This window comes from Bradyrhizobium sp. 137 (assembly GCF_023074095.1).
GTDB lineage: Bacteria > Pseudomonadota > Alphaproteobacteria > Rhizobiales > Xanthobacteraceae > Bradyrhizobium.
The window spans coordinates 1-26,858 of the sequence record NZ_JADPKU010000100.1 but is presented as its reverse complement, the minus strand read 5'-3'; the positions used below and the strand labels follow the sequence as shown (position 1 = coordinate 26,858).

Annotated in this window: 17 protein-coding genes and 11 pseudogenes; 13 read left to right on the top strand and 15 right to left on the bottom strand. The window is 58.1% G+C overall.

The annotated features are described in order from the left end of the window. Positions 1–433: 433 nt before the first annotated feature. Both IVA78_RS27010 and IVA78_RS27005 read right to left on the bottom strand, forming a co-directional pair. Positions 434–699 (bottom strand): annotated as a pseudogene (locus IVA78_RS27010) (transposase); the annotation flags it as partial. A gap of 160 nt (positions 700–859) precedes the next feature. Continuing rightward, positions 860–1,435 (bottom strand): annotated as a pseudogene (locus tag IVA78_RS27005) (IS5/IS1182 family transposase); the annotation flags it as partial. Between IVA78_RS27005 and IVA78_RS27000 the strand changes: the two are divergent. From IVA78_RS27000 to IVA78_RS26990, 3 genes are all read left to right on the top strand, one after another. After that, the gene (locus IVA78_RS27000; RefSeq protein ID WP_247468707.1) at positions 1,368–1,775 is read left to right on the top strand and encodes a hypothetical protein; all 408 of its coding nucleotides are present in this window, start codon (positions 1,368–1,370) and stop codon (positions 1,773–1,775) included. The pseudogene IVA78_RS27005 and the gene IVA78_RS27000 overlap by 68 nt on opposite strands. A gap of 189 nt (positions 1,776–1,964) precedes the next feature. Next, a complete protein-coding gene (locus tag IVA78_RS26995) occupies positions 1,965–2,132 on the top strand; it encodes a hypothetical protein (RefSeq protein ID WP_247468706.1) in 168 nt (55 codons plus the stop codon). Beyond that, a complete protein-coding gene (locus tag IVA78_RS26990; RefSeq protein WP_247468705.1) occupies positions 2,066–2,329 on the top strand; it encodes a transposase in 264 nt (87 codons plus the stop codon). Before IVA78_RS26995 ends, IVA78_RS26990 begins: the two co-directional genes overlap by 67 nt. Before the next feature lie 321 nt (positions 2,330–2,650). On the opposite strand, the pseudogene IVA78_RS26985 reads toward IVA78_RS26990, so the two are convergent. Then, positions 2,651–2,900: pseudogene (locus IVA78_RS26985) on the bottom strand (IS5/IS1182 family transposase); the annotation flags it as partial. A 62-nt stretch (positions 2,901–2,962) separates the two neighbouring features. Here IVA78_RS26985 and IVA78_RS26980 point away from each other — a divergent pair. Then, positions 2,963–3,085, top strand: a pseudogene (locus tag IVA78_RS26980) (DDE transposase); the annotation flags it as partial. 579 nt (positions 3,086–3,664) lie between these two features. On the opposite strand, the gene IVA78_RS26975 reads toward IVA78_RS26980, so the two are convergent. Continuing rightward, on the bottom strand, positions 3,665–5,008 hold the full coding sequence (locus IVA78_RS26975) for an LLM class flavin-dependent oxidoreductase (protein WP_247468704.1): 1,344 nt from the start codon (positions 5,006–5,008) through the stop codon (positions 3,665–3,667). A gap of 878 nt (positions 5,009–5,886) precedes the next feature. Between IVA78_RS26975 and IVA78_RS26970 the strand changes: the two are divergent. The 3 pseudogenes from IVA78_RS26970 to IVA78_RS26960 form a co-directional block, all read left to right on the top strand. Continuing rightward, a pseudogene (locus tag IVA78_RS26970) lies at positions 5,887–6,266 on the top strand (transposase); the annotation flags it as partial. Positions 6,267–6,325: 59 nt separating this feature from the next. Further along, positions 6,326–7,652, top strand: a pseudogene (locus IVA78_RS26965) (IS1182 family transposase); the annotation flags it as partial. Positions 7,653–7,766: 114 nt separating this feature from the next. Next, a pseudogene (locus tag IVA78_RS26960) lies at positions 7,767–8,027 on the top strand (transposase); the annotation flags it as partial. 306 nt (positions 8,028–8,333) lie between these two features. Here the strand turns inward: IVA78_RS26960 and IVA78_RS26955 are convergent. Next, a pseudogene (locus IVA78_RS26955) lies at positions 8,334–9,546 on the bottom strand (IS110 family transposase). A gap of 237 nt (positions 9,547–9,783) precedes the next feature. On the opposite strand from IVA78_RS26955, the pseudogene IVA78_RS26950 reads away from it, so the two are divergent. After that, positions 9,784–10,002: pseudogene (locus tag IVA78_RS26950) on the top strand (transposase); the annotation flags it as partial. Here the strand turns inward: IVA78_RS26950 and IVA78_RS26945 are convergent. The 4 genes from IVA78_RS26945 to IVA78_RS26930 all read right to left on the bottom strand — a co-directional run bounded on the left by IVA78_RS26945 (position 9,990) and on the right by IVA78_RS26930 (position 13,502). Further along, a complete protein-coding gene (locus tag IVA78_RS26945) occupies positions 9,990–10,223 on the bottom strand; it encodes a hypothetical protein (protein ID WP_247468703.1) in 234 nt (77 codons plus the stop codon). The pseudogene IVA78_RS26950 and the gene IVA78_RS26945 sit on opposite strands and share 13 nt — an antisense overlap. Continuing rightward, positions 10,220–10,612, bottom strand: coding sequence for a hypothetical protein (locus tag IVA78_RS26940; RefSeq protein ID WP_247468702.1), 393 nt, complete (start codon positions 10,610–10,612; stop codon positions 10,220–10,222). Before IVA78_RS26940 ends, IVA78_RS26945 begins: the two co-directional genes overlap by 4 nt. A 230-nt stretch (positions 10,613–10,842) precedes the next feature. Next, a complete protein-coding gene (locus tag IVA78_RS26935; RefSeq protein ID WP_256468142.1) occupies positions 10,843–11,571 on the bottom strand; it encodes a GntR family transcriptional regulator in 729 nt (242 codons plus the stop codon). A 206-nt stretch (positions 11,572–11,777) separates the two neighbouring features. Beyond that, positions 11,778–13,502, bottom strand: a complete 1,725-nt coding sequence (locus IVA78_RS26930; RefSeq protein WP_247468700.1) for a thiamine pyrophosphate-binding protein — start codon at positions 13,500–13,502, stop codon at positions 11,778–11,780. Between the two features lie 208 nt (positions 13,503–13,710). Here IVA78_RS26930 and IVA78_RS26925 point away from each other — a divergent pair, with 208 nt between their 5' ends. Then, entirely contained in the window at positions 13,711–14,469 is a 759-nt protein-coding gene (locus tag IVA78_RS26925; RefSeq protein WP_247468699.1) for an SDR family oxidoreductase, read from the top strand. Between the two features lie 753 nt (positions 14,470–15,222). On the opposite strand, the gene IVA78_RS26920 is transcribed toward IVA78_RS26925, so the two are convergent. The 4 genes from IVA78_RS26920 to IVA78_RS26905 form a co-directional block, all read right to left on the bottom strand. Next, the gene (locus tag IVA78_RS26920) at positions 15,223–15,909 is read right to left on the bottom strand and encodes an SDR family oxidoreductase (protein WP_247468697.1); all 687 of its coding nucleotides are present in this window, start codon (positions 15,907–15,909) and stop codon (positions 15,223–15,225) included. A 91-nt stretch (positions 15,910–16,000) separates the two neighbouring features. After that, entirely contained in the window at positions 16,001–16,867 is an 867-nt protein-coding gene (locus IVA78_RS26915; RefSeq protein WP_247468695.1) for a CmcJ/NvfI family oxidoreductase, read from the bottom strand. A gap of 484 nt (positions 16,868–17,351) precedes the next feature. After that, on the bottom strand, positions 17,352–18,521 hold the full coding sequence (locus IVA78_RS26910; RefSeq protein ID WP_247468693.1) for a Xaa-Pro peptidase family protein: 1,170 nt from the start codon (positions 18,519–18,521) through the stop codon (positions 17,352–17,354). A gap of 711 nt (positions 18,522–19,232) precedes the next feature. Continuing rightward, on the bottom strand, positions 19,233–20,750 hold the full coding sequence (locus IVA78_RS26905; protein ID WP_247468692.1) for a porin: 1,518 nt from the start codon (positions 20,748–20,750) through the stop codon (positions 19,233–19,235). 500 nt (positions 20,751–21,250) lie between these two features. On the opposite strand from IVA78_RS26905, the gene IVA78_RS26900 reads away from it, so the two are divergent. The 3 genes from IVA78_RS26900 (at position 21,251) to IVA78_RS26890 (ending at position 24,047) form a co-directional block, all read left to right on the top strand. Beyond that, positions 21,251–21,733, top strand: a complete 483-nt coding sequence (locus tag IVA78_RS26900) for a MarR family transcriptional regulator (RefSeq protein WP_247468689.1) — start codon at positions 21,251–21,253, stop codon at positions 21,731–21,733. A gap of 380 nt (positions 21,734–22,113) precedes the next feature. Beyond that, positions 22,114–23,148 (top strand): hypothetical protein, encoded by a 1,035-nt coding sequence (locus IVA78_RS26895; RefSeq protein ID WP_247468687.1) that lies wholly within the window; start codon positions 22,114–22,116, stop codon positions 23,146–23,148. Positions 23,149–23,432: 284 nt separating this feature from the next. Further along, positions 23,433–24,047, top strand: a complete 615-nt coding sequence (locus IVA78_RS26890; protein WP_346275316.1) for a hypothetical protein — start codon at positions 23,433–23,435, stop codon at positions 24,045–24,047. A gap of 627 nt (positions 24,048–24,674) precedes the next feature. On the opposite strand, the gene IVA78_RS26885 is transcribed toward IVA78_RS26890, so the two are convergent. Continuing rightward, the gene (locus tag IVA78_RS26885; protein ID WP_247468683.1) at positions 24,675–24,911 is read right to left on the bottom strand and encodes a hypothetical protein; all 237 of its coding nucleotides are present in this window, start codon (positions 24,909–24,911) and stop codon (positions 24,675–24,677) included. 29 nt (positions 24,912–24,940) lie between these two features. On the opposite strand from IVA78_RS26885, the pseudogene IVA78_RS26880 reads away from it, so the two are divergent. Further along, positions 24,941–25,597: pseudogene (locus tag IVA78_RS26880) on the top strand (class II aldolase/adducin family protein). A 796-nt stretch (positions 25,598–26,393) separates the two neighbouring features. Here IVA78_RS26880 and IVA78_RS26875 read toward each other — a convergent pair. Next, a pseudogene (locus IVA78_RS26875) lies at positions 26,394–26,749 on the bottom strand (transposase); the annotation flags it as partial. Positions 26,750–26,858: the final 109 nt, after the last annotated feature.

The following is a 26,858-nucleotide window of genomic DNA, read 5'->3' as shown; positions in this document are numbered from 1 at the left end:
GTCCCAAAGGGCGTGAACGAAGTCTTCGCCAGCCTCGAGTCGAACGTAGATGATCTCCTCGATCTTCCCTCTCATTCCTAGCCTTTTCTTCATGTCATACATCTCCAGATGATAAGGTAGAACGCATGAACTCCAGTCGCACACCTTTTCATAGCCACCGGAGGTTGTAGCGGACACTACGGGATTCCGTAGCCGAATTTCCAGCAATGTGGCGCTTCGCAAGGACGAAAGTCTTTGCCGGAGCTAGAGCATGCGAGGTTTTGTATGATCAAGCATCCCCTCTGGCGATCACACGAGCTAAGCACTATGTGAATTCGTGGGACTAAACTAAACCACCGGCTAAATCGCTGCGGCAGCTACCAGATCAGATAGAGTTGAGGACGCAAAGGGCGCATGGCAATCGCGCCAATTCCATTCCTGCCTGCAGTCCTTTCAGAAGCAGGCGGCGCAACAGCCGAGAGGGAGCGTGCACTGGAAGGAAGCCGGGCCGGTAAGCGACCCAGCGTGTGCCATCCGGCGAAGGTCCACCACGACCCAGTGGACATGCGGGTGGTGTTGCAGGGTCTGGCAGCAGGTATGGAGGACGGCAGTCACGCGGAGCTGCCGCCGAGGTGCTTGGGGTCGTCCGCGACGGTTGCTAGCGTCTCGGCGGCAGCGGAGCAGGATGGCATAGACGGCGATTTTTTTCTGGAAGGCGATGTCGCCGGCGGGGAGCTGGCAATGAACTGCGGGACGTGGTGGAGTTCGGCTAGCCGTTCGGCAAGAGATTGCGCGCGTGCCATCAGTCGGGTGGAACGATCTCCAATCGCAGACGATTCAAGCAGGCTCGGGGTCTGGCTGATCGTTAACTAGTCGTCCGTTAACAAGCCGGATTGAGCTGGGCCTGGCAAGCGAGCGTTCGCCATAGAAATCTAGAGGAACAGGCGCAATAATTCCCTGAGCCACGCAAGGATACGGCGCAAGTTGTGGCCGACGGCTGAGAGGATGACGTTGGCGGCGTCGCCGGCGCGGTCTTTGAGGTAGCGGCGGCCGAGGTGACCTTCGGCCTTCATGTGTCCGATGATGGGCTCGATGGCGGAGCGGCGGCGCAGCTCGCGTTTGATGACACCGAAGACGCCGCGCTTCTGGCCGGAGATGAAGACGCGGTGACTTTGCGCGGTGTGGCCGCGGTACCCCTTGTCGACATAGGCCTGCTCAATAGGACAGCCGGTGAGTGTCTCAGTACGATCGATGACGCCTCGCAAGGTGTGACCGTCGTATGGCTTGCCGGGCATTGCGCTAGCGTGCAGGACGAACAGGCCACCGGGGCCGGGCGGTTCTTGGTGAGAATGGAGGCCTTCACGCCGAACTCGTAGGGCGCGGCGGCCTTGCCCTTCCCGATGCACTACACCTGGATCTGGCAAAACATGTTTTCCAGCTCCATGGTGCGTCGACGCAAGAAGCTGTCGCGGGCTCAATTCCACGAATTCATGGCTGAAAAGCCTGCCGAGCGTGGTGATGATGGAGACTCGCGGCTGGGCCCATTTTTGGGCTCGGCAGATGATCAAGCTGGGACACGACGTGAAATTGATCTCGCCGCGTTACGTCAAGCCGTCTTGAAGCGTCAGAAGAATGACGCGGCCGACGCCGAGGCGATCGTTGACGCGGCACAGCGTCCGGAAATGCGTTTTGTCGAGATCAAGACCGAGGCTCAGCAGACCCGGGCGGTTCTGTTTCGAAACCGGGAGCAGTTGGTCCGTCAACCCAACGAATGCCTTGCGCGCGTATCTCTATGAATACGACTACATCGCTCCGCAATGAAGCCCAGGCATAAAGCAGATTCACGACATACTCGACCAGGAACCGGGTGATTTGCCGAAGCTCGTGCGTGACCTCTGCCGCGACGTGCTCCGCTCGGATCCAAACTATGCTGGTGCGACAAGGAGCTCGCCACGGAGACGGAGACGGCAAACCGCCTGCAGACGATGCCCGGCGTGGGCCCGATCACCGCGCTGGCGATTGAGGCCTTCGCGCCGCCGATGGAGACATTCAGATCCGGCCGGGATTTGCCGCGTGGCTGGGGCTTGTGCCACGGCAACATTCATCGGGTGGTAAGCAACGGCCTGGCCGGGCATCGAAGGCCGGCTGGGTAGACATCCGTAGACTCCTGATCATTGGCGCGATGTCCCGCCTGAGCTGGCTGGGACGCAAGTCCAAGCGAGGGAACCTGGTTGGCCCGCATGCTATCAGGAAGCCCCGTATGCTTGTGGCGGTCGCACTCGCGAACAAGTTGGCGCGCGTCGATGCTGACGAAGAAGGAGAACTACGAGGTCTGGCGGCCGCTGCATGACGATCAGTCCGAAGCGGGCCTCAATGTAACGCCGGTGCATCGGAGAGCGTGAGAAGACGACAACTTGCATGGGCAAATGATCGAAAGATCTGGATTGGGAGAACCAGCTGTATTCCTGGCGCTTCTAGCTCGAATGGAAGATTTGGACTTGATCCGCAGATCATTTCCGGCCAGCGGCATCAGAACGCCGCACAAAGGCCTCACAGAAGCGCGCACTCGATCACATGCTCGCATGTCCGAAAAACCTTCTTGCATCGCAGAGGGCACCACAGAGGGACAAAGCTTCCAGCCGCGCTGGCGCTGCTGCTGTGAGCGGATCTAGCTAGCTCGGCCAAGCGGGAGTGCGAATGCTTCTTCCAGTGCTGGCTGGTCGTCGATCTTGCGACGGATGTCGCGGATGATCCGGCCCAGCCGGCTGCGCAAAGATACGCAACTGCTGCTGCTGCCACCCGCATTTTTTGGCATGAGCGTAGCGACCCGCCACCATCGCGGCTGCCTTGGCCATGCGACAATAGGATTGCCGCAGCTTGACGCCGTACTGTCTCAACAGGCGGTTGAGCCCCCTTATCGCCAACGAACTTCGCGATAAAGGCGCGCTCGATGAAGAGTGTTTCATCGACGCAACCTGCGATGGCCAAAGGCGGCGGCGCAGAGATCGGCCCCACGAGACGTGGCAACGGTCTGAAACTCATGGCGATTGTGGATCGCCATGGCTTGCCGCTTTCGGTGAGCACCCATGCTGCGAACCGTCACGAGGTGCCCTTGGTGCAGCTCTGCTTCGATTTCTACATGATCGAGGCTAAACCAGAGAGCCTGATCGGCGATCGCGACTCGACGAAGAGCTGCGGTCACAGGGCACCGAGATTTTCGCCCCACATCGTTCAAACCAGGTGAGGTCGCTGACTCAGGACGGTCGCAGGCTCCGTCGTTAGACCCGGCGCTGGCTGGTCGAACGCTTCTTCGCATGGATACAGTGGCGGCGGCGCCTGTTGGTGCGTTGGGAGTTCTATCCGGAGGAACTTCCTCGGCTTCGTCCAGCTCGCTTGCCTGCTAATCCTGTTTCGCCAATTTTGAGACAGGTTCTAGTGTTGTTGTGCTGATCGCCCCCCGAACTGCTTAGCCGCCTGATTGCGGGACATCTCGCCCTCAGTCGCAGCACCACTTGCTTGCGAAGATCCAGAGAGTAAGGATTGCCCATCCATGCTGGGCTCTTCCAGCCAGCACGGTGAATGAAAAACCCACTGGTTTGTTGGCCGCATGCCGCTCAGCTCAATCACGCGAGGAGCCGTACTTGTCGCGATCAGATCAGCCGAGAGCACCCTGCGGTGGCGTTATCTACACACGCGGCTGCGTGAAGGAATTGAGTGGTCGCTTTAAACCGAGATTCTCTCTTAGAGTCTGTCCCGCATAACTAGATCTCAATTTTCCTCGCCGCCGCAATTCCGGGACAACAAGTTCAATGAAATCCTTGAGTCCATCGGGAAGTGTCGCCAGACATAAATTGAATCCGTCGGCTGCGCGTTGGTCAAACGTATCCACCATGGTTTGAGCAATTTCGTCAGGCGTCCCAACAACCATCAAGTGTCCTGCACTGTCGCATATATGGCTCACCAACTGCCGCCAAGTGAACTTGCGACGAGCGGACAGTTCTAGGAGCAGCTTCTGTCGGCTCTGAAATAAATTCGTCTGCGGCAAGGTGTCGGGCACCAGCGAATCAAGGTCCACCGAACGCAGGTCGATGACGAGACCTAGCCACCGCTCAGCGACTCCCATTAGGACATCGATGTGCGTGTAGGAATGAAGTCTCTCGAGCTTATCCGACGCTTCCTGCTTGGTCCGCCCGACGATCGGGACGAGACCCGGCATAACTAATACCTGATTGTCCTCCCGCCCAAATGTACGCGCCTTCTCTTTGAGGGCCGCGTAATATCTCTTCCCGTTCTCAAGACAAGGCTCGGCAGTGAAAATCACCTCTCCAATTTCTGCAGCAAATGTCATCCCAATATCGGACGCACCCGCTTGAACCAATACGGGATGTCCTTGCGGCGGCCTTGCAGTGTTTATCGGGCCCCTCACTGAAAAGCACTTGCCTTGGTGGTTGAGCGTATGCATCTTTTTCGTATCAACAAAAACGCCGCTTTGCTTGTCGCGAATGAAAGCGTCGTCTTCCCACGAGTCCCACAGACCCTTGACCACTCCGACAAACTCTCTCGCTCGAGCATAGCGCGTGCTATGATTTGGCAACTCTTTCTCGCCGAAATTTGCGGCTTCAAACTTGTAACCTGAGGTGACTATATTCCAAGCTGCACGTCCCCGCGATAGTTGATCAAGCGAGGCGAGCATCCGAGCGATATGATATGGTTGATTGTACGTCGTGGTCGCTGTCACAACAAGGCCGATATTTTGTGTTCGCGATGACAGTGCTGACAATAACGTCATTGGCTCGAATCCGTCGTTTCGACCTCTGCGAGCTATGGTAGCGTGAGCCTCATCTAATACGCTCGGGCTATCGGCGCAGAATATGAAGTGAAATGCTGCACTTTCGGCACGCGCTGCCAGATCTGCAAAATAGTCGATATCAACTCCGCCATCGGCGGGCACGCGCGGATCGCGCCATGCAGCTTCGTGGCATCCCGCCTGAAGAAGCATCATTCCGAGCGTCATTTCGTCGCGCCGCATACTGCACCTCTTAGCCTGAACTACGTTCGTTCGCCGTCAACTGGCATTAGTAACAAAGAGCATGATCCCCAGCTGGATTGCAGCCAACAAACGCAGCAATGTGTCTTACGAAAATCTAACGAACAATACATGCATTGGCGTAGAACGGCCTAAAGACGAACCTACCGAGCATCGCGCCGAAGACGCGAAAGCATCAACCTTGATCGAACCACGTTCGGGTGCGCAAAATCGTTGGGCTTGGCGAGCCAGTGTCTGGGCGATTGCAGACGATCTTCCGCGTGCCGAACTTATTGCATGAGATGTCTCAACCGGGACGTTGAACGCCTCCAACGCTTAAATGTGTCGCATACTCTCATGTCTAACCCAACCACCAACATCAGTAGGTAGCCACGAAATTCAGACCCCTTGGCAGGCGCAAGTTTGTCTGATCAGAGGCAACCGACAAGAGGTTCCCACCTCGACGAGCTCAACATCGTACTCGATCCGCGAGAAGGTCGTCTCGGCGTTCTCGGCCTCGACAAAGAATCGACAGCCGCCTTACACGCTTGGAGTTTGCGGGATGCCGATTCCCGCGAGCCCTTATCCTTCTGACGTTTCCGATGAGGAGTGGGCGCTTGTTGCGCCCCGTCTGACAATTTTGGCGAGGATGCTTCGCAGTGGACGCACCCTCAATTCGGCAAGACAACATAGGGCAGTCCGGTGACGCTTGCAGCCCACGCGTCACGCTTCGCCAAGAGGTCGCCCGCGCCCGACAACCATAATCGCAGCTGACGGCAATTCCAGTCTGGCCAGTCCCGTTCCATGCAGCGTGCCACCGTGCTCGGCCGGTCAAGGCCAAGCCTTGCGGTGACCGCAAGTGCGGCCAGTCGCCTGGTGACACGGCCTCGGCGATCAGCGCCATCAACAAGCGGCTGGATGGGTCGCTGAAGGCCTTTTGCGAGCGCAAGCTCAAGGAACCGTTCCCCTATCTGATCCTGTATGCGCGCTATGAGCGGGTGCGCGAGGAGGGCATCATCGCGAGCCAGGCGGTGCTGATTGCGATCGGCGTCGACTGGGAAGGCCGGCGCCAGGTGCTCGCGCTCGAGCTCGCCAACCGGGAGAGCCGGTCGAGCTGGAAGGAGTTTTTGGAAGCCCTGAAGGCCCGCAGCCTGCATGGGGTCGAGTTTGTCGTCTCCGACGATCATCCCGGCTTGAAGAAGGCGATCGCCGAAGTCCTCGCGGCGTGTTCTGGCAGCGCTGTTATGTGGGGCCGTTGAAAAAGTTGGAATTGACTGATTCCGTTCTCGTCGGCGATTCGCGATCGGCGGAGCAAATGAGATGCTGGGGCGCAAGGAGCGGGGTCAGCTGGAGCTCTTCATTACTGGGTCGCTCAAACAACTCGTCCCAGACGAGCACGTGCTGGCCCGGGTCGATCGCGTGCTCGACCTGTCTTGGCTAAGGGAAGAGGTCACGGATTGTTATTGCGCGAACGATGGCCAACCCGGCATCGATCCCGAAGCGGCGGTACGGTTGATGCTCGCCGAGCTGCTCATCGGCATCGTGCACGATCGCAAGCTGATGCGCGAGGCTCAGGTCAACATCGCTATTCGCTGGTTTGCCGGTTATGGCCTGCATGAGCAGCTATCGCACCATTCAGGCTTGACGCGTATCCGCCAGCGCTGGGGCGAAGAGCGGTTCCGTAGGATTTTCAAGCGAACGGTCGAGGCTTGCCTGAAGGCCAAAAGCGCCACCGCGGAGGTGGTCCACATCGATGCGTCGCTGATTCGTCGCCCACGTGAGTTGGGACAGCCTCACCGAGCAGCATGTGGTTGACGTACTGAGCGAAAATCAACCCGAAGACGAAAGTGAGCTTGAGAGAAAGGGCCGCAGAGCGGCAAGTATAAGAAGGTCTGCACGACCGATCCCGATGCAACGATGGCCACAAATGCCCGAAACAGGCGGCTCGAGCCATCTTACAAGCAGCACACGGCCGTTGATGACAAGGTCGGCGTCATTCTGGCTGTCGCGGTCACAACTGGACAAACGAACGAAGGCGAGATGATAGAGCCGCAAGTCGATGAGGTTGAAGCAATCACAGGCATCGACATCAAAACGGTCACCGCCGATTGCCGGCTATGCCTACGCTAAAGTCTACGGCGCTCTCGAGCGGCGCGGCGTTGATGCCCTAATCCCAGCTAAAGCCGAACCGATCAAGAGTCGCGTACCGCTAAGACGCTTCCGGTACGACGCCAAGCACGACATCTTGAAGTGCCCGCGAGGACGTATCTTGCGCCCCGCGCGACCCATCAAGCATGGCCGTTTCTTTTATTCGAAGGCGAAAGGTTGTGCCCGGTGTCCGCTCAAGGGTGATTGCCTATCGAAAGGGCGGGTTAACAAGGCAGTTGTTGTGGGTAACGATTATCCTGCACTGCTCCGCGCCGGCCGCCGTCGCGAGCGATGGAGCAGGCAGGATCGCCGGCTCTATCAGCGCCATCGCTGGCGTTCAGAGGGCTTCCACGGCGAAGCCAAGACCTGGCATGGGCTGGCGCGTGCCATACGGCGTGGTCTATCGAACATGAAGATCCAGGCCTACTTGACGGCCGCCGCCATAAACCTTAAGCGGCTGGCAGCCGCTCTCGTTCCGCTTTTTTGGCGCTTGATCGTCTCCCTTCGACGCGTCGCAGTCCTGCATCGCGACGAGTGCTGGGCTTGATGTGAAGTCATGAATGGGCCGGTTGCTGCATCGAGCGGATCCATGCCCCCCTTCTTCAACGGCCCCTACGTCCACTTCCTGCGCAACGCGCTCGACTATGTGCCGCGCAAGGTCGACGACGATTGCCTGCTCGAGTTGCGCTGGATGTATGACCGGCGCGACCTTGGCGAGGTGCGGCGCGATCTGGCCCAGTGGCTCGCCAAATTGAGCGGCAAGTACCCCAAGCTCACCGGCTGGGTCGAGGAGAACATCGAGGAGACACTGACCTACTTCCGCCTGCCGCTGGCGCACCGCAAGCACATGAAATCGACGGATGAGATGGACAAGCCATTTCTTCATGGCGGAGACGACGATTACGGAGATCGCCGTAAGTCCATTCTTTTGTTCGGTCGCGCTGCGGGCCATTCTTCCGTCCCGGCCACCGATTCTTGCAGCCGCCGCGCGCAGGGCCGATCAAGGCTGGCCGCGTTTGCGGCCAGCCTTGACCGGCCCGAGCACGACGGCACGTTGGGGTGGAACGGGGCTGCGTTCCTGGCGTGGCTAGATCTTCCCGTCAGCCGCGATTATGGTTGTCGGGCGCGGGCGACCTCGTGGCAAAGCGTGACGCGTCGGCTGCAAGTGTCACCGGACTGCCTATTTTGTCCTGCGGGATTGAGACGACCGCGCGCCGGGTTTTGGTCGCCTCGCTTTCCATTGCGACACTAATCGTTCGTAGCTTTGCTCCGCCTGGGCGGCAATCAACATCTCGCGGTCGCGCAACGCCTTGATGTTGTAGGCATAGGCTGCTCCGCGACGGCTCCCTTTCTGTTGTGGATGTCCGGCTTGAAGTTGCGCGGGTCTTGTTGGCGACCAGCGCTGGGCGCGCCCACAGGTAATCTTCCGCCTTCGTCAACAAATGCCAACAGAGCACAGTGGGCTTGCGAGCCACGGCGACCGCGGCGATCTGATGGCCGCGCCGGGCGCGGATGCGGACGAAAAACGCATGCAGTGGACCGGGCGCCTTGGCCGCTGCCCAGGCCGCCTCAACCAGCATGGCACGTGCATGACTGCGGCCGATCTTGCTGATACGGCCGTGGTGGGCCGCTCTAGCCCGGACTGTCGCACCCGCGGGTTCAGCCCGAAATAGCTCACCAGCTTCTGCAGGCTGTTGAAACGGCTGATGTCGCCGATCGCTGCGACGATCCCGGCGGCAACCGCCAGATTCACGCCGGTGATCGTCATCAATCTGTTGACCGCAGAATCCTCGAGTGCATCCTGCGCGATCTCGCGGTCGAGCAGGGCTAAGTCTTCCGCCAGCCGATCAAGCTCACGGACGTGTCGATTCGATGGCTGCTTGCTCATAGTCTGGAAGCTGTTGAGCAGCCAACCACGCTCCGCCGCGAGTGTTGAACAGATCGGCATGCGGGCACTTTGGGATCAGATGCGCATGCAGGATCGAATTCACCTCGTTCTTGAGCCGCGTGCGGTGCCGCACGATTTGGTATCGCCGCGCCACCAGTCTGCGCTTGCGTTCGGTCTCCGCGTCAGGAGTCCAGATCTCCGGCAGGTATCCCGCCGCCTTCAGACTGGCGAGCGTGCCAGCGTCGATCTTGTCGGTCTTGACGTGAGCCTGGGCGATCGCCTTCACCTGCAAGGGATTGGCGATAATCACCCGCGCCACGAATGGCGCCAGCACTCGCGAGACCGCCATGCTGTTGCCAGTCGCTTCGAGCACAACCTCATCACTGGCCAGCAGCGTCTTGCCAAATCCCTCCAGCGCAGTCCGCGTCATATCGATGCGGCCCGCATGCCGTAGCCTGCCGTTCTCCCAAAATACCACCTCCCCGAAGGTTCGGTGGACATCCATGCCAATTACCCGTCGCATTCGCACCTCCTGTCAGACACACATGACGGGAGCTGCGGGCGACACGAATTCGCGCTCTCAGCGCAACCGGGCGAGTCGCAGAGGCGGCCAGCTACTAACTCGAGCTCTCGGCTCATCGAGTACATCGGCCTGTCCGCACATCGTGCTCCCGGTGCCCTCTGTCCCGATGGTCGCACCATACGATACGATGTAGAATACCGCAGCGGAACGTTGGCACCGAGACACCTCATACCGGTTACCAACATGTTGGAGCGCCTCAATGAGGAGATCAGACGGCGGACCTATGTGGTGCGCATCTTCCCCAGTGGCGAGAGCTGTCTCCGCCCGGTGCGGGCGCTGACCGTCGAGCGCCACGAGGCCTGGCTCGAGGACCATCGCTATCTGAACATGGATCTCTTGAAGGAGCACAAGAAGGAGACGCTGCGTCAGGCGGCCTGACGATGCTCAGGCCCACCAAAGGGATGGCTCGGCCGGACCCCATGATCAATTTTGCTGAACTTGACGCACATAACTATTTCGCTGAAAGCGGCTGGGATGGTCTCCAATCTGTGGCAGATGTCCTCGCGGTACTTGATCTTACCCGCATTCACCAGGGTCGCGACATAGGCCAACATCTCATCTTGCTCTGCTGCGAACTCGCTGACCGAGAGGTTTCTCACCCCCACTCCCGCGCCTTGAAGATCGGTTCGCCGGTTTCATCAGCGCTGCGCGCCTGTCGCCGCCTCCGTCCACATCGCCATAGTGCGCGATGAGGCCACAGATGATTATCCGCACGGCCTGATTGAACAGCGGAAGCACCGCTTCGAACACCTTGCTCGCCCACATTCTCAAAGTAGACATCGACGCCGGCTTGGCAAACGGCGGCGAGATCCGCTGACAGGGTGGGCGAAAGGTGGGAGACGCAGGCGTGGAAGCCCAATTGCTTGGTCACGAACTTGCATTTGGCGTCACCGCCAGCAATTCCGATGACCCGCGCGAGATTTTTGTCAGGAATGATGGGCTTTAGGGATTGACGTGCACGGGTGGCCGGTCCCGCAAGAGCAGACATGAACTGCACCTACAAATTTTTATTGCACATCATGAGCGTCCCTGACGAAACGCGCAACTCAAGGAAGCGGTCTTTCAGTCATCGCAAACATGCGTTTGAAAATGAGCACGATGCGGGCAGCGCGCGGCCAGATCCAGAACGATAGCTCTCTGAGCATTATTCACGCGCCCGCTTGTTCACGTCCCGGCCGAAGTGCGCTCGAATAGTGGCCTGGTTGATGGAGCTTGCCGTCAGTTTGCGCCAACGGTTGAAGTCGAACTTCGCTCCTTACTCTTGTCTTCAGCGGGCTGATTCAGCCTGACGACGGCTTTCTCGAGGTATCTGCTTGCCCAGAGTATGTCGTTTGCGAGAGCAAGGCGTGCGCCTGCACCATCTCTTGCCGCCAAGCTCGCCAATATCGACCGGTGAGGATGATCCTTCGCGGTTGCAGATTGACTGAAATCGTGCAGCGTGAGGAGCGGGCCGATCTGAACCCACAAGCTTTCGATCAGTCCGCAAACTACAGGCAAATCTGATGATCTGTAGATCCTGAAATGAAATTCTTCGTTGATTGCGAGCACGGTCTGCACATCGCGCTGCCGTCTTGCGAGCATCAGTTGCTCATGCATCTTCTCCAACGCGAAGACATCGTGCGACGAGATGTTGTTCGCCGCAGCTTCCGCCGCGCGTCCTTCCAACTCTATTCGAATGTCGCGAATTTCCCTGAACCGGGCCACGCTCAAGACAGGAACCATCATCGTGCGCGACTGATGTGGAACAAGGCCGTGCTCGGAAGCCAACCGGAGAAGCGCCTCCCTCACAGGCGTGACACTGACTCCAAGTTCTTCGGCCAATGGCTTCAGTAGAAGCCGCTGACCCGGCCGGAACCGGCCGGCCATCAGAGCTTTCCGAAGCATCAAATATGCTCTCGCGTGTAAGTTGTCACGCCCCACGCGCAGCCGATCGATCTCGGTTGGCATGAGTAAGGTGGATGAGGAAGCAGAGGATTCTGCGTCTCGATATCCCGCCTTTCTCATGTTCTATTCGTTCCTGTCTCGGCGCCGCGCGACTCGTGGTGGGCCTGCTCCTGTGGGCGGGACCCTGTACCACGGCCGGGATGCGCTACAAAAGCGTAAAGGGGCCGCACGGGCCCCCTTAACATATGTCTGAACGGTGCCACGCCGGCCTAGCTTCCGGACGGCGGGGTCCAAGGCAAGGGAGCGAGCGCCTCAAACTCCGTCACCACGTCAATAACCGCGGGCTTACCGGACCGGCGCGCATCGTCAAATGCTTTGGCTAAGTCACCGGGCTTCTCGACACGCACACCGAAGCAGTCGAAATCGCGCGCGATTTGAGCGAAATCCGTGTCTCGATAGGCAAAGATCTCCTCTTTATTGCCCTTCCTGCCTTCGTAGGCAATGTCGATGTTTCTTCTACCCTGTCCAAGGCAACGATTGTTGTTCACGATCGTGATCACGTTCAGGCCATACCGCCTGGCCGTTTCCAGCTCGGGAAGATGATACATAAAGCCGCCATCGCCGGTTAAGCAGACGACGGGGCGATCTGGCATAGCGCACTGGGCGCCGAGCGACGCGGGAAAGGCCCATCCCAAGGAGCCGGCGGCTCGCAGGTACCCCTGAGCCGGATCGGTGAGATAGACAAGCGTCCCGCTCCAGTGCGATGCGTACCCGGTATCGGCCACCAGCATTGCGTTTTTCGGAAGCCAATCCGAGATCTCCCGGCACAGACGCTCCGGCCTGATCGGCATCGCGTCGGACGATCGCGCGATATCCGCTTCGGCCCGCCATTCGGCGACGTAATCAGCAACCTTTCGCTGCCAACTTGCTCGCGCACGGAATGGCAGTTCCGAGTCAAGGCGTTCGAGAACCGCTTTCGGGTCACCGTGTACACCAATCGCTTCGGGAAAGTTACGACCAAGCTCCGCTGGATCAATGTCGATCTGTACGATTTGCGTCTCTGGCCTCGGCAGCTTCCAGTGGTTCGTGATCATGTCGCCAGTATCGCTGCCGACGAACATGACAAGATCCGCATCGTGCAGGATCTTGTTTGCGCAGCTCCGCGAGTAGGTCCCGGCCACTCCTCCATTTTGCGGATGAAACTCCGGAAGGGCGTGCTTTGCGTCAAGGGACATCACCACTGGAATTCCGTGGTGCTCGACGAACGCCTTCAGCGCCCCTTCGGCTCCCGACATCATTAAGCCGGCGCCTGCAAGGATCGCAGGGCGCTCCGAAGCCGCGATCGCGGCCGCAGCACGACTGAGCGATTCGGGATCCGGAGAGAGACGGAAAGCCGGTACCTTTGCGAAGGTTTCTTCGGGAAAGATGCTAGCTGTGAATTCGGCGGCGCCAACGATGTCGCCCGTATAGCCGGTGATATCGAGATGGACAGGGCGGGAGGCACCGGTGGTCGCCTCTCTGAATGCTTGACGCAGGAGATGGGGCAATTGCGCGACCTCGTCCACTCGACCTCTGAACTTCGTGACGGAGGCGTAAAGCGGCTCGTGTGGAAGTTCCTGATACGCGTTTCGGTATTGGTAGTTGGCCGCGTGGCGACCCGTCAGCGCGACAACGGGCGAGTAGGCAAACCAGGACTCCTGGAGAGCCGCGGCAAGATTGGCGGCGCCGACGGACTGCGCCATGCAGACGGCCGGGCGACGCAATGCGCGCGCATAGCCGTCCGCCATGTATGCGATTCCCTTTTCGGAGTGCCCGAGAATCCGCTTGATACCGAGATCTTCCATCTCGGTGAGTGCCCACCGCAGAACGGCATCCATGAAGAAGACGTGAGAGATACCTTTCGCCTTGATGGTTTCGGCAATGAAGCGCCCTCCAGTCATGCGGCGGGCCGATGCGACGGCGGAATCCACCTTTGACAACTTTAAATTGCTCATCTTCCCATCTCGTTTGTAGTTTAGCGCTGTAAACGGCTCAGGATCGGCATCTCGCCTGAATCAGCGGCACCGTATCGGCGCGAGGCATCTCGCGTTGCACGAGCTTTTTATATGATATAAAAAGCATGTCAATGCGAGTTCATTTCCCTTGGCGGGCCCCTTGGCGCGCCACCGAGCTCGCTTTGCCAGAAGCAATGAAGGAGAGATCATGATCCGTTACGAACTATCGGGAAAAAGAGCGCTCGTCACCGGTGCAGCGTCAGGCATCGGCTTGGCGACTTTGAAGCGGCTGGCAGAGGCAGGGTGCACCGTTGCGCTGAATCACCTTCCCGATGATCCAAGAGGGCCTGAGGAGGTCAGCAAGCTCCGCGCGGACGGCCACGGCGTATTCGGCGTTCCTGGCGCCATAGGTGATGGGAAAGAGGCAGAACTCGTAAACGTCGCCGTTGACAAAATGGGGGGGCTAGACCTTCTCGTTAACAATGCTGGCACGCCGGGAGCACGGAAGTCCATTTCGTCTTCCGATCTCGACCTCATTACTGACGAGCTGTGGTCGGCGGTGCTGGACACGAACCTCATCGGGCTTTTCCGATGCACGCGCGCGGCTACACCGTCCTTGCGGCAATCGAAAGGCGCGGTCGTAAACTTGGCCTCAGTGTCAGCTTTGACGTCGAGAGGATCTAGTTTGGCCTATGCGGCAAGCAAGGCCGGTATCATTGCGATCACGCGCCATCTTGCTCAAGGTCTCGCGCCAGAGATTCGGATTAACGCGGTGGCTCCGGGCGCGGTTGATAGTACCTGGCAGATCGAGTGGACGGAAGCGCAAAGGCAAAGCTCCATCGAGCGAACTCCGCTGCGGCGCAGATGCGTTCCCGAGGATATCGCCGAAACAATCGTTTATTTGGGCTTTGCAGCGCCTATGATCACAGGACAGACTATCGTCATAGATGGCGGTCTGACACTTTAGCTTCGGCCGAACTTGATCCTGAACCCTGCTAGCTCATGAAAGCATAGTTTTATCCGGATCATGTTCGAATTCTCAGCGGCTTCCGGGACTGCAAGAGCGGCCAAAAGCTGGATCGTGGCATTCCAGATGCTGCCCAGTCGCAGACAGGCTGCACCAATCACGACAAAGCCGCGTGAACCCGCGGCTTTGTCGTTCCGCAATCGAGCTTCGTCCTGGAGGAGATGTGATCTAAGGCATTTCCCCGACACAGCAAAATGAAGCGGCCCCGGACCTTCTCAATCAAATCCGACTCAATGAGAGCGCGCATGTTGAGGAGTCGCAGGCCCTCCACCAGGCGCTTTTTCAACAGACTGCCTAGGCGCGATACCGAATCTTAAGCAAATTGCCGCCGCGTCCCATCAAAAATGGCCACTGAAGGAATCGCGCACACCATCCTCTTCATTTGAAGCGCCAGCGAGAGAAAAACCTTTCCGCACATCAGTGTAGCCGTTTGGCGGGGATACGCGCAGCCCCCAGAAGGGAGATGTCGCTGCCGTGGTCGATGGGATCGCAACTACTGCCGTCAGTGTCCGCTAATTGACCGCACTTGCAATCCGACAATGTGCTATGATGCAGGAAGAGAACGCGTGTGCGCCATCATGTTCTGAGGGGCCTGCAAGACTGACAGTTCCGAGCGCCGATCTTTTGCGGTGCAAACAAAAATCATTATCAGTCGACCAGGTTGCGCGTCTTCGCTTGGCCTGAAGGAAGGCGTCACCAGCGAATCTTCACGCCGCGGTAATCCTGAAATACGCCACTGGTCGCTGGCGTGAGCTCCGCGATCCGAGCGATGAGGCCGCGTGCGCACTCGACAGCCGATATGAAAGCAACCTGTCCCTTGACCATTTCTGTTTGCACATAACCAGGATTTAGCAGCGCCACCAGGATCCCATCTCGAGCCCAGGCGCGCGACAGGCCACGCATGCCATTGTTGAGTGCCGCCTTCGAGGCCCTATAAGCATACTTGCCGCCGGCAGCGCTGCTGGTCGAGCCCATAATGCTGGTGATTGCCACCAGCTTCTTTTGGGTGCTGTGTTGCAAATTGTCGTACAGGGTCTGCGCGATCAGCATGGGTGCCAGGGCATTGACGCGCATCGTCGCCATGTAGCCCTCGACCTCGATCCGGTCAGCCGATAGGCCGCTAATTCCGGCATTGTTGATGAGAATGTCGATTGGCTTATCGCCCAAGGTACGCTTAAGGGACTCGATCGAGGACTCGTCAGCGACGTCCAGCGGGATGATCCGCACGCGACCACCAGACGACGCGGCGAGCTCCTTGAGATCGTCAGCCTTTGCTGGGTCGCGGCAGCAGGCCAACACCTCGGCACCCTCGGTCGCGTATTGCCGCGCAAGCGCAAGGCCGATGCCCCGATTCGCGCCCGTGATCAGAACCGTGCTCATCTAAGGAACGCCTCCCCTCCATCTGGACTGCCGCAAGTCGCCTTAGCAAATTGTGTAATGATTTCGATTACAAGAAGCCGCCCTCAATGCATCAGTCGTAGTAGACGAAGAAGCGAGCCTCGACACTCCTGCGGGGGTTCGCATTCGGGTAAGCACGACGATTGTCGAACGCCGCATGAGCCGATCTCGGATTGTGATCGTCTTCGGAATCATACCCCTTGAAAAGAGCGAACTCATCCGAAGTCATTTCCGGGAAGTAGTACCAGCGGTGAACAGGGCTGTAATGGACAAGCCATGTCTTATGCTTGACGTCATAATTCTCGTAAACGGTATCGACTAGGTCCGTATCCACAACCGAGTTGCCATCGCAGAACGCCAGCGGGAAATCCTGTGGAGGCTCCGAGATGGCGTGCCAAGCTTGAATGATCATCAATCGTGAATAAGCCCGGATCGGATTGCCCCAGAGTTGGTCTTCCCGCGCGGCCATCACTGGGCCTGCGATCGGCGCATAATGGATATGAGCAAAGCTGGCTACATACGGCCTGACGAGACCGGTTCCCTTCTCTGCCGGCGGAACAGAGCTCCCGCCAGCAGAGCGAATGATAACGGCGTCTCGCTTGGGTACGACCCACGACGCCTTGAAATAGTCCTTGATGAACGTGACCATTTCATCGAGATACCTGTCGCGCATGACCTCTGGATCACGCTCGCTCGCACAGGAGATCTTGTGCTGAACGAGAGTGAAGCCTTCCGTGTTGAGCGAAAGTTCGTCCACAATCGGACGCGCGTCGCGTATGGCGACATCATAGCTTACCAAGGGCCCGTTGGAGCCCGGCACGACGATTGCTGGAGCTTTCTCGCTCGGCGAGCGTCGAGCAAAGGCGATTTGACCCTGCACCGATTTCAATTGATCACGGTTGATTTGCGCCGTCGAAGAAACTCGCATCGCCGCTCCCATCTCTGTTTTTTTCTCCGCTCCAGAGAGAAAATTTAGATGAGGGCTGCAGCGGAATAGCTGCGAAAATCGGGCGGAAGATGCAGAAGATCTGCAGGAAGAAAGGGAGTGCGGTGCGACCAGGCTTGGCAGTCTAGGTCAGTATTCGAGGCGATGGGCTCGCATCGAGCTTGCGTGCGATCAGCTTCGTCAGCGCGAAGCCGCATCGCAGCACAGGTCGCGACTATCCCGATGGGGTGATTGACAGAATGGTGAGACCGAATCGATTGAGGTCCCCTGCCCCCATAAACCACAGCCCGCATCAGAAAGAATCATCAGCGGATCTCGTGAGTGCTCTGAAGCAGGGGCAGAGGGGCGGCCGCCAACTGGAAGCTGTGAGGCGCAAGCGTTCCGCGATTATGATCGCAACATCCCGAGGAACGTTGTCAAGGAGAAGCGGCCTTCCGCGCGGCAGGCGGGCTCCTGATCGGAAGAGCCCGCAGTCGAGTTAAATTTCGAAGATCTGGCGCGGCACCCGCGTCAAGACGTCAGCTCCCGATTCCGCAACCCGGAATGTCTCGCTGAGAACATAGCCGAAATCCTCATCGATCCAGTTGCCCAGCATCAGATGGAAGGTCATGTTGGGTTTCAGAACCGTCATGTCTCCTTCCTTAAGGCTCGTGACCGCCTCGTTCCAATCGATACCGATGCCGTAGCCACAGCGTGATTCTTTCTGAAAGCCCAACTTCCCAATCGTACGGTTGAATGCTTCGGCGACGTCGCTGCAGGTTGCCCCCGGTCGGACTTTATCCAGCGCAGCCTCCAAGCCGGCGACCTCAGCATCATGTAGGCGACGCAGCCGGTCGGAAGGCTTGCCAATCGAGAACGTGCGCATAACCGCGGCCGTATAGGTGTGGCGCACGCCGCCGAGCTCCAGATTGATTTGTGAACCCTGGCGGAAGATGTCGTCGCTCCAGATAATGTGGCTTGTTCCGGTGCGCGGTGAGGAGCACATGAAGATATTCGCAATCCCCGTTCCGTGCTTGCCATTTGCGCCGCGCGCCAACGTCGAAAGGATCTCAGCGACGGCGTCAGCTTCATGCACGCCGGGACGAATGACTTCGGCCGCACGCATCATACCCGCATCGGCAATCGTGGCGGCCTCTTTCATCAGAGCTATCTCGAGATCGGACTTGATGACACGAATCCATGTGACGAGGTGCGTGCAGTCCACGAATCTCGCACCCGGCAGTCGCTTCTTGAAGTTTTCCGCCGCTCGCGCTGGAAGCTGCCCCATTTCGAGTCCGACGGCGCGATTCGTCAGCTTCGCTTCTTGAAGAAAATCGATGATCGCGTCGTAACCATCCTTCTCGGGATTGCCCACGAGCGATTCGGGATAGCCAATTATCTTGTTCCGCTCCAGAAACGTCAGATGAATGCCCGCTGGCACATCCATAAGACGCAGGATGAGGGTCGGCTCCTCTTCGTGGACCGATATCACAAGGGCTTGCGGGACATAGGCCGATCGCGCGGTGTAGCCGGTCAGGTAATTGATGCTTCGGTCGAAGGTGACGACGAGGGCGTCGACCTCCCGCTTGACCATTTCTGCTTTTACAGCAGCGAGCCTTCGCAAGTACTCCGTGCGCGGAAACACCTGAGGTCCTTTGCTGATGGTCATTGTCTTAGCTCCTTGATTTCTTGGCTGTCTCAGTCTTTTGAGCAGAGCCCGCACGCGAGCCTTGAATGATCGCGGCACCACTTCATCTGGTAAGCGGACTTCTCGAGTCCACTCAAACGTTAGGCGACGCCCGCCGCACGTGTCCTCCAAGACCTAAAAGATCTTAATCGCAGCACTATAGAGAACGTGGCAAAGCTGAATTCCTCTAAATAAGAGATATACCCGTCGAAATTCTGCGTTTGTGATCAGGTGGCGCGGGCCGTCACGCCGGAAGCCGGCCAGTTTGGGGCAAAGCCGGTCTGGATGTTAGGTTGCTTCCTTCCTTCATTCTGATTTACCGCATCGAAGCAGGGCGCTTGAGCCTTCGTTCGGATAGAGTTTTCGGCGTGCGCACCCTCCCCGCCGGAAGCCCTCGCGTGATAGGTGGGCATGATGGCCCCCGATGGCGCCATTGGCGGATCTTTGGAGATCGAAAATTAACCCAAGTTCGACCGCGCGTTCACGCGCCCACAACGAATGTGCTTCTTCTATGCAGCTCGCGTCCGGGAGTATGTCGTTAGTGCCGAGAGTGAACGGGTTGTCGAAGCTGATCAACTGAGCCGGACGGACGGAAGTCGTCTTCTAACGAGAAAGGCCTCCGGCGGGCATGCCAGAGGCCTTCTTGGAGGTCGGTTAGAGCCTGTTCTTTGCTCCTTTCGCTATAGTAACGACTTAGAAATTGCGCTGAGCGCGGAGCAGCAGCACCAAGCTGTTCTGATCCTTCAGCTCATACACCGCAGCCGGCTTCGCGACACCCGACTGAAGCGGAAGGGTCACCGTGCTTCCGCTTGCGTACTTCTGGTCGAGCATCATGTAAGCGAGCTCGCCTGAGAAGGTAAGGCCCTTGACGGGCGACCAGCGTGTGAGCGTACCGACAACCGCATAGTTAAAGTCCGGGTTACAGCCGGCTGCGCCACTCGATAGCGCGAGATTCGCGACGAGCGCGCCGCAGATATAGCCCTTGGCCGTATTGTTGTATCGCACAGCAGCCCATGCACCGAAGATGCCAGTATTCCAGTACGGATCCCAGTTGTGGGTGTAGCCGCCATTGAAGCCATAGGTCGTGGTCAACTCCTGGCCGGCACCAGTGACGAAGACGGAGTCAGATACACCAGCAATGCCCAAGCTCTGGTACGCACCAGGCACACTCGTACCACCATACATCGCGTAGGTGGTCGACATATAATCCTGGAAGTTGTACCGGCTCGCACCGTTGGTGTACACGCCCGTCAAATTGATCGTGTCACCCGCGCCGGTCGGAAGGTTCTTGATCGACAACGCCAGCTGTCCAGCCCAACCCCACTTGTCGCTAGGATGGCCCGTGAGCTCAGACGCCCCGTAATACGCAGCATGATTATCATGCGCGGCGAACGAGGCCTGGAAGAGACCCCAAGCCTGATCAACGCGAACCCGCGCAACCAGGTCCGGAGCCCGCGAACCGCCGATGTCGTTGGCGCCGTACGCACCCGCGGCGAGGCCAGAAGCGGTCGCGCCACTGACGTTCCAAACGTTGGTCGTGTAATTTTGGACCTGATCCTGAGCAGAGAATGAGGCCGTGATACCCTGACCAAAATCGGCGGTATACGTAACTTGGTTCACAGGATCCCAACCACCGCTGCCGGGCAGCTCAAAGTTATTAGCCGGATATTCGGCCCAAGGGGTCCTGAATTGCGACTCCGCCCTGCCGAATGTGAACCCGGCGAACTGAATGAAAGCGTAGTAGATGCCAAGCGAACCACCAGCGATCTGAGAACCGGCTGACGACGTATAGCTGGTCGCTCCATTCACGCCGTTCGTCCCAGCTCCACTATAGGTACCAGAGGTCCACGTATAGACCAGCTCGGAGTAGGTCCGAACGACGCCATACTCGGTGGCCGTGCGCGTATCAAAATTTAGCTGCTGGCGAGCCCGGGTCGTGTAGTAGTTGCTGAGCCGGTTCCGCGCGCCAGCCACACCACTGCTCGCAGCATCGAAGTCTGCGTTGGTGGCCAGCATGGTATCCGCGCGCAGATACCCGCCGAGCTTGATGCACGTGTCAGTGCCGGGAATGTAATAAAAGCCGGCGCCGTACAGCGAGCAGATCTTTACGTACTCGATAGCCTTGGCCTTGACGGGGAGATCGGCAGCCTGCGCTCCAGCCCCCACGAACATTGCCGCAGACCCAAGGATAATACTCTTCATTACTTTCATCGATGACCCTCCAAGTTGGAAACCGCGTTTCCGTCCTTCAAAGATCCGCTCTGCCACCTCGCCCCAAGGAAGGTGCCGACGGAACGACTTCGAGGACCCCCTCGCTGTCGAAGCCATTCTTAGTTTTTGAAGTCCATTGTTGCAATTAATTAATTGAAGGTGCCATCCGATTGAAGTAGGGATGTTGCGGTCGAGCAACATGCACCCCGTCAGTACAGAAAGAGGAAACTTCCGCCGTTGACGCAAACAAAGAACCCCCGAGGGGGCATCTCGGGGGCTCCATTTGGAGATTTAGAGCAGCGACCGCTGGTTGAGATCCTAAACGATCATGCAAACCATATACGCAATTAATTGTCTTAGTCAATTTCTAACTTGCTTGGTGCCTATGTTCTAAGTGCTGTTTCGGGCAACTTGCGATGGATAGGATTGGCTAACCGCATCACCCTGAGTCGTTCGCGATGTCCGTCCCCCTCGCGACAAGAACAACTGCGAAAGCTAATATGGCTAAAAAAGAACAATTCGATCGAGCCGTTAGGGATCTGATCTGGAACATCGTTGAGATCCACTCTCAGCTGGAGGAAATCCACAAGAGCTGGGCGGAAATGCTAGGAATAACCGAACCACAATGGCTAATCCTTATGGCCATTGATGAACTCGATGATGGTCGCGGCATCTCCGGAATTGCGGTCGCAAACAAGCTTCGGATCCATCCCGCCTTCGTAACAAATCAGACGAAGAAGCTCGAACAGATGGAGCTTCTGGCACGCGCAGTATCGCCCGATGATGCGAGATTCCTGCAGATATCGTTAACTCAAAAGGCTCGAACGGAAATAGCGAAGCTGTCAGACAAGAGACAGGCGCTCAACTCCACGATCCTTGCCGGTCTGGACGAAGAGTCTTTGGACTACCTCAATAAGCGACTAACCTCGATTGCCAAGAACAGCCGGCTGGCACATCAAAAGCTAAATCTGGGGCTATTGTAGTTGGGCCTCTGATCGATGCAGCGCTTTTAATGATCCGGGCATGGCTCGCCAAGAAGAACACATTACAGCGCGTATTATCTGCAGGAATGCGTGGCTTCAGATCGCGTCTTGCGTAAAATTGACCGACGCTTCTGCGTGCGCATCGGCCACGCAATCAGAAAAACTGCGCATTTAACAGAAACAAAGCAGAATTTCAGCGGCGCATGCCCACAGATCGGGGCGCGTGAGCTTTGACTAGCGTTAGAATCGAGAGTCGACAAAAGCGGAAGGTGAAGGCTGCCAGTCAACGTTGATTGGCCGGTTTCAGGACTCTCCATTGCTTGAGGTTGTGTGGGGCAATCCCGAGCAAGTAACGATGATCCGCACAAAGGGCGAAACCGATGCTGTGCGTTGCTTGGCCTGAAGTGACGGACAACCTTGAGTCCACAAGGCGAAGTGCGGCGCTATTCCTAGATAGTTTCTCTGGAAACTACGAGGCGACCAGCCGGCGGCACTTCGTCGCAAGGTGGACGAACATTGGAGATGCTCACTGCCTGTTCGGAGACCTGAATGTCGAACGGGGCGCTCTCGACGCGGCGGCAGAGGCTTGCGCACTAACCGCATTCGAAGTTGCCAGGCGACTGGTCGACGAGAACGATCCACAAGCGAGAGAAGTTTTGGCCAAACTGGAAGCTGGCATCGGCAATTTCGGATCTCTAGAGCAGAGGGTGCGGCGGGTCGAAATCGCGTCCTGGGATGAGCGCAAGCTTCCTGCCTACTACGTGTCCGCCGGGGGACCTGGCCTACGCGCTCCAGCAGTTATTTGCATGAGCAGGGAAGACGAAACGGGAGCGACGCTGCTCGGACGACTACTGCCTGTGATAGCAAGCCGAGGCATGGCGGCTCTCGTTGTCGCTTACGACGACGTTTCGGCTAGTCAGCATGAACAATCAGAAATTCTGTCTTGTTGCTTGGACTATTTGTCTGCTCGGCAGGAAGTCGATGCGTCTCGAATTGGGATCTACGGTGACGGGCTGTCGGCCGCCTTAGCTACCGATTTCGCGCTAGCTGACCGCCGCATTGCTGCCGCTGTTTGCGACGGCGGCTTATGGAAATGGGCTCGTACTCAGGCATCCATCTCGTGGATGACGGGAACCTCTCACGTGCTGGATGATCACTTAGCTTCAGCACATCGCTCGCGATTGGCGCGACGATTGAAATGCCCGATTCTCGTAGTTGCAGGTGGACACAGCATCGTCAGCGTCCCTGAAGGCATCAAATTAGAATCCGACTGCGCAACGGCGCGGGTCGATCTCAAGCTCTTGATGTCGCGACTGGCACCGATTTCAGACGGTGAGTTCGAGAATTTTGCGGCTTGCGACGAGGACATTTTCGCCTGGCTGGAGCAGAAGTTGGCGCGCACTTCAGCTTCGTAGGCGGTTGTCAGCCGTTCCAAGACATCGCCAAAGCCAATCGAATGAACCACCGGGCGAGATCTGGATTCTGGGTCGCCTGTAGATCCATTCCAGATCGAACACCGGCTCGTTCCAGGAAACGCAGAATTTCGGCTATACGCGGGCCTCTCTTGGGAGAATTCTGCTCTAGATTCCGTTAGGCTTTAGGTATGACCTCGCACTCGGCACCACGCCCTCTTGGCATATTGCATCTCGAACGCGGGCTACCGCCCCGCGCTACTCCGCCTGCTCCAGCGCCCGGCTCAATGCTGAATGCGGCGACGTTCGACTTTCCCACCATTTCGGAAACCGTGGCGGGAGCCTGGGTAGAGAACGTCGTCCGTGGCGATCCGGCGCTTCAGCCAGCCTTCGTCGCGGCCGCCGAGCGGCTGGTCCAGCGAGGCGCGGTCGCGATAAGCTCAACCTGCGGCTTCTCAGTCCGGCATCAGCCAGCAGTGGCGGCTTCGGTCAATGTGCCGGTTGTCATGTCAAGTCTGCTGCTCTTACCCACATTGCTCCGACAATTGCCGACGCGCGCAAAGATCGCTGTCCTGACCTATGACTCGACTTATTGCAGCGAAGATCTGCTTGGGATCGATGATCGGTCTGAGCGAGCTAGGATCGTAATCGGCGGCATCGAAGGGGGTAAGTTCTGGCATGACGAGTTGAAACGTCCGGCGCCGCCCCTGGATGTTGGCGCAATCGAAGCAGATGTTGCCAGCTGCATCGCGCGTCTCCGCTCAAAGCATCCGGAGATCGCAACCATCCTGTTTGAATGCGCGGCCTTTCCGATTGTCGCCCCGGCGATCCGCCGCATTGCGAAGCTCCCAGTCTACAGCATCACGGACCTCTGCCGACTGGCAATGGCAGCGACGAGCTGACATCGTTCTCGCCTGCAGGGACAGCGTGCCAATTTGCGCCCGAGCCTCCGCTATTAAGAAGGCCGGTGCCGAGGTGACGCCTATGATACTCCTGCCGCCGCGATCACGCTCAATCGGTCGGCGGGCACTGCATGCCGGGCGTGGCGACGCATTCGGCATAACCGACGCCTGCCAAAATGTTTGCGACCTGATCGCCGAATTCATGGTGCCCGCCTGAAAACGTCGAGACAGGACCTCACCGGGCCGACAGGGACAGTCTCACCAGCTATTTCCGGCCCCCCGGGGCAAGTGCGACCCGTCTATTCATGGTGAATGGCCGCCCGTGCGCAGCTAACAATCCGAACGCATTGATGCTGGCCGCGGCGAGGCGGATCAGGATCTCGCTCGCTTGCGGTTTCGGCACAGGTCGTCAGCTCATCTCGCTAATAGTCATGTTAGCGGGACGGGTCGTCGGCCGAGCTCGGTCACGACTGCCTTATGTCTTGGGACCTGAGTGGGTGGGCGGAGCAAAGCCCGACCGCTTCCCGCTTCCTAGGTGCACATCTCAGAAGGAATGATGAACGCATACTCTCGGGCGACAGCATTAGCCGCGACAGTTCTTGCCCTGATAGCTCGCTCCTCAAGACCTCACGCAATCCCTTTCACGTCCGTGGTTGCAAGCATATTGAAGTGAGGGCGCAAAGGCTTGCAGGCTTCGACCATGAATCTTGAGCCAAGCAGTGCCGCAGGGCAACTTCGGCGTAGAAGCAGAGGTAGAAAACGCATGAAATCTGCGAATTCTTTTGCCACAAGCGGGAATATCCACGCCGAACGGTGTTCATCAGTGAAGATTTGGCTTTTGCCATCGCTATGATCGTTCGGCATTCCCTAACTCGGCCTGAGGAGATGGGACCATGTGCAACGACGCCTCCCAGGAATGGGAGATCCGCTGCGATTTAGCGGCTGTCTATCGCCTGATCGCCCATTTCGGCATGGACGACTTGATCTCCACGCACTTGTCAGCGCGCCTGCCTGGCAAGACGCACCGTTTTCTGCTCAACCTGTACGGCATGATGTTCGACGAAATCACGGCATCTAGCCTGGTTGTCGTCGACCCGGAGGGGCACGCCATTCAGAAAGAGGACGAGGCCAAGATCAACAACGCGGGCTTCACGATTCATTCCGCCGTACACATGGCTCGTGACGATGCTCAGTGCGTAATTCACACGCACACTTTGGCCGGAATGGCGGTGGCGGCTCAAGAAAGGGACTGCTGCCAATGAACCATGCGCGATCTCGGCAATAAAGACGTGATGATTCTCAAGCACCACGGGTTGCTCACAGTTGGCCGTACCGTCTCTGAGGCCTTCCTCAACATGTACCTTTTGGAGCAATCGTGCCGGGTCCAGATCGCGGCTACGCAAGGAGGACAAAGGATCACTCTACCCCATGAAAAGATTGCTGACCACACGGCGGAGCAGTTTCAACGCGAGGGCTACAACCGAAACCCCCGTCCTTGGGCGGCTCTCAAGCGCCGCCTCGACCGCCTAAGTCCCGGTTACGCAACGTGACGAGGTTTGGCGACGCGTAGACCCTTGAGATAGGAATTGAATTGCGACGCATCTCCTTTGCCCTTCTGGCCACCCATGACTGATAGCGGCGCGATCGCGAACTCAATCGCGCCTCTCAAATCAATCGGCGCCGGCGGCCAATTAGGCACACATCTCGCAGACTTGTGGCTCGTCCTGTCACGGAGTCTTGAGACGCAGCTCGGAGATCCAGAGCTCCCGGGTACGCAACCGCTTGCGGGAGGACAGCGCATCGGTCTGCCCAAAGTAGAACCAAGTTGTATAGCCGAGCAGGTCCAGCAACCTTTCCGGGCTCTTTTCGAGAACAGCAGGATCTAGACCAAGAAAGGAGTTCTCATTCTGCCTGGTTGCGGGCCGACGTAGAAGGTCAACAGTCCAATCCGCGGTTCATCCGTAAGGTTCTGACCCGTGCCGTGCCATAACCTTCCATCAAAGAAGACGATGCTGCCGGCCTTGCCGGTCGCCGCAATGGTCGGCGCCTTGTAAGGCACGGAACTGTCTGGACCGTCCGGCAGCAGATGGGAGCCGGCCACGAGGCGTGTGCCTCCATTCTCCTCTGTGAAGTCCGTCAACAACCAGATCACATTTGCACCCGCACGGTGGCATGATTGTGCTCTTTGGCGCACTGTCATGCGTGTAGCGCTCCCGGTCACCGACTCTGACATATGCCTCCCCTTCACGGGCCGGCACCGGATGCCACCAATTATTGCGATGGAGCGGCTCGAGCATTCCCCCTTTGTTTAGCGATGTTCGCCGTAAGCGCTCAACCGCAACCCTATTAATGCTGGCTTGATGTTTTGCGGAATCGCCACGGCATGAGGTCTTCGATTTTGCTTTGTGGATGGCCGGCGATGATAGCCGCGAGTGTTTCGGCGATGTAGGCGACCGGATTGACATCGTTCAGCTTGCAGGTGGCTACGATGGATGCGAGCAAGGCCCAGTTTCGGCGCCGACCTCATGACCTGCGAAGAGTGCGTTTTTTCTGGTCAAGCAGATCGGCCGGATGGCGTTCTCGACCGGATTGGTGTCGAGCTCGAGACGCCCGTCGTCGAGGAAGCGGGTCAGTCCCCGCCAATGATTGAGCGCGTAGCGGATGTCCTCGGCGAGCGTCGAGCCGCTGGAGATCATCGACAGCTGTTTCTCGTGACCTTGCCCCCTGGACTTAATCCAGATTGAAGTTCGCTCTGGCCCATATGAGGACCAGAGCATGAAGCGCAGCCGCTTTACGGAAGAGCAGATCATC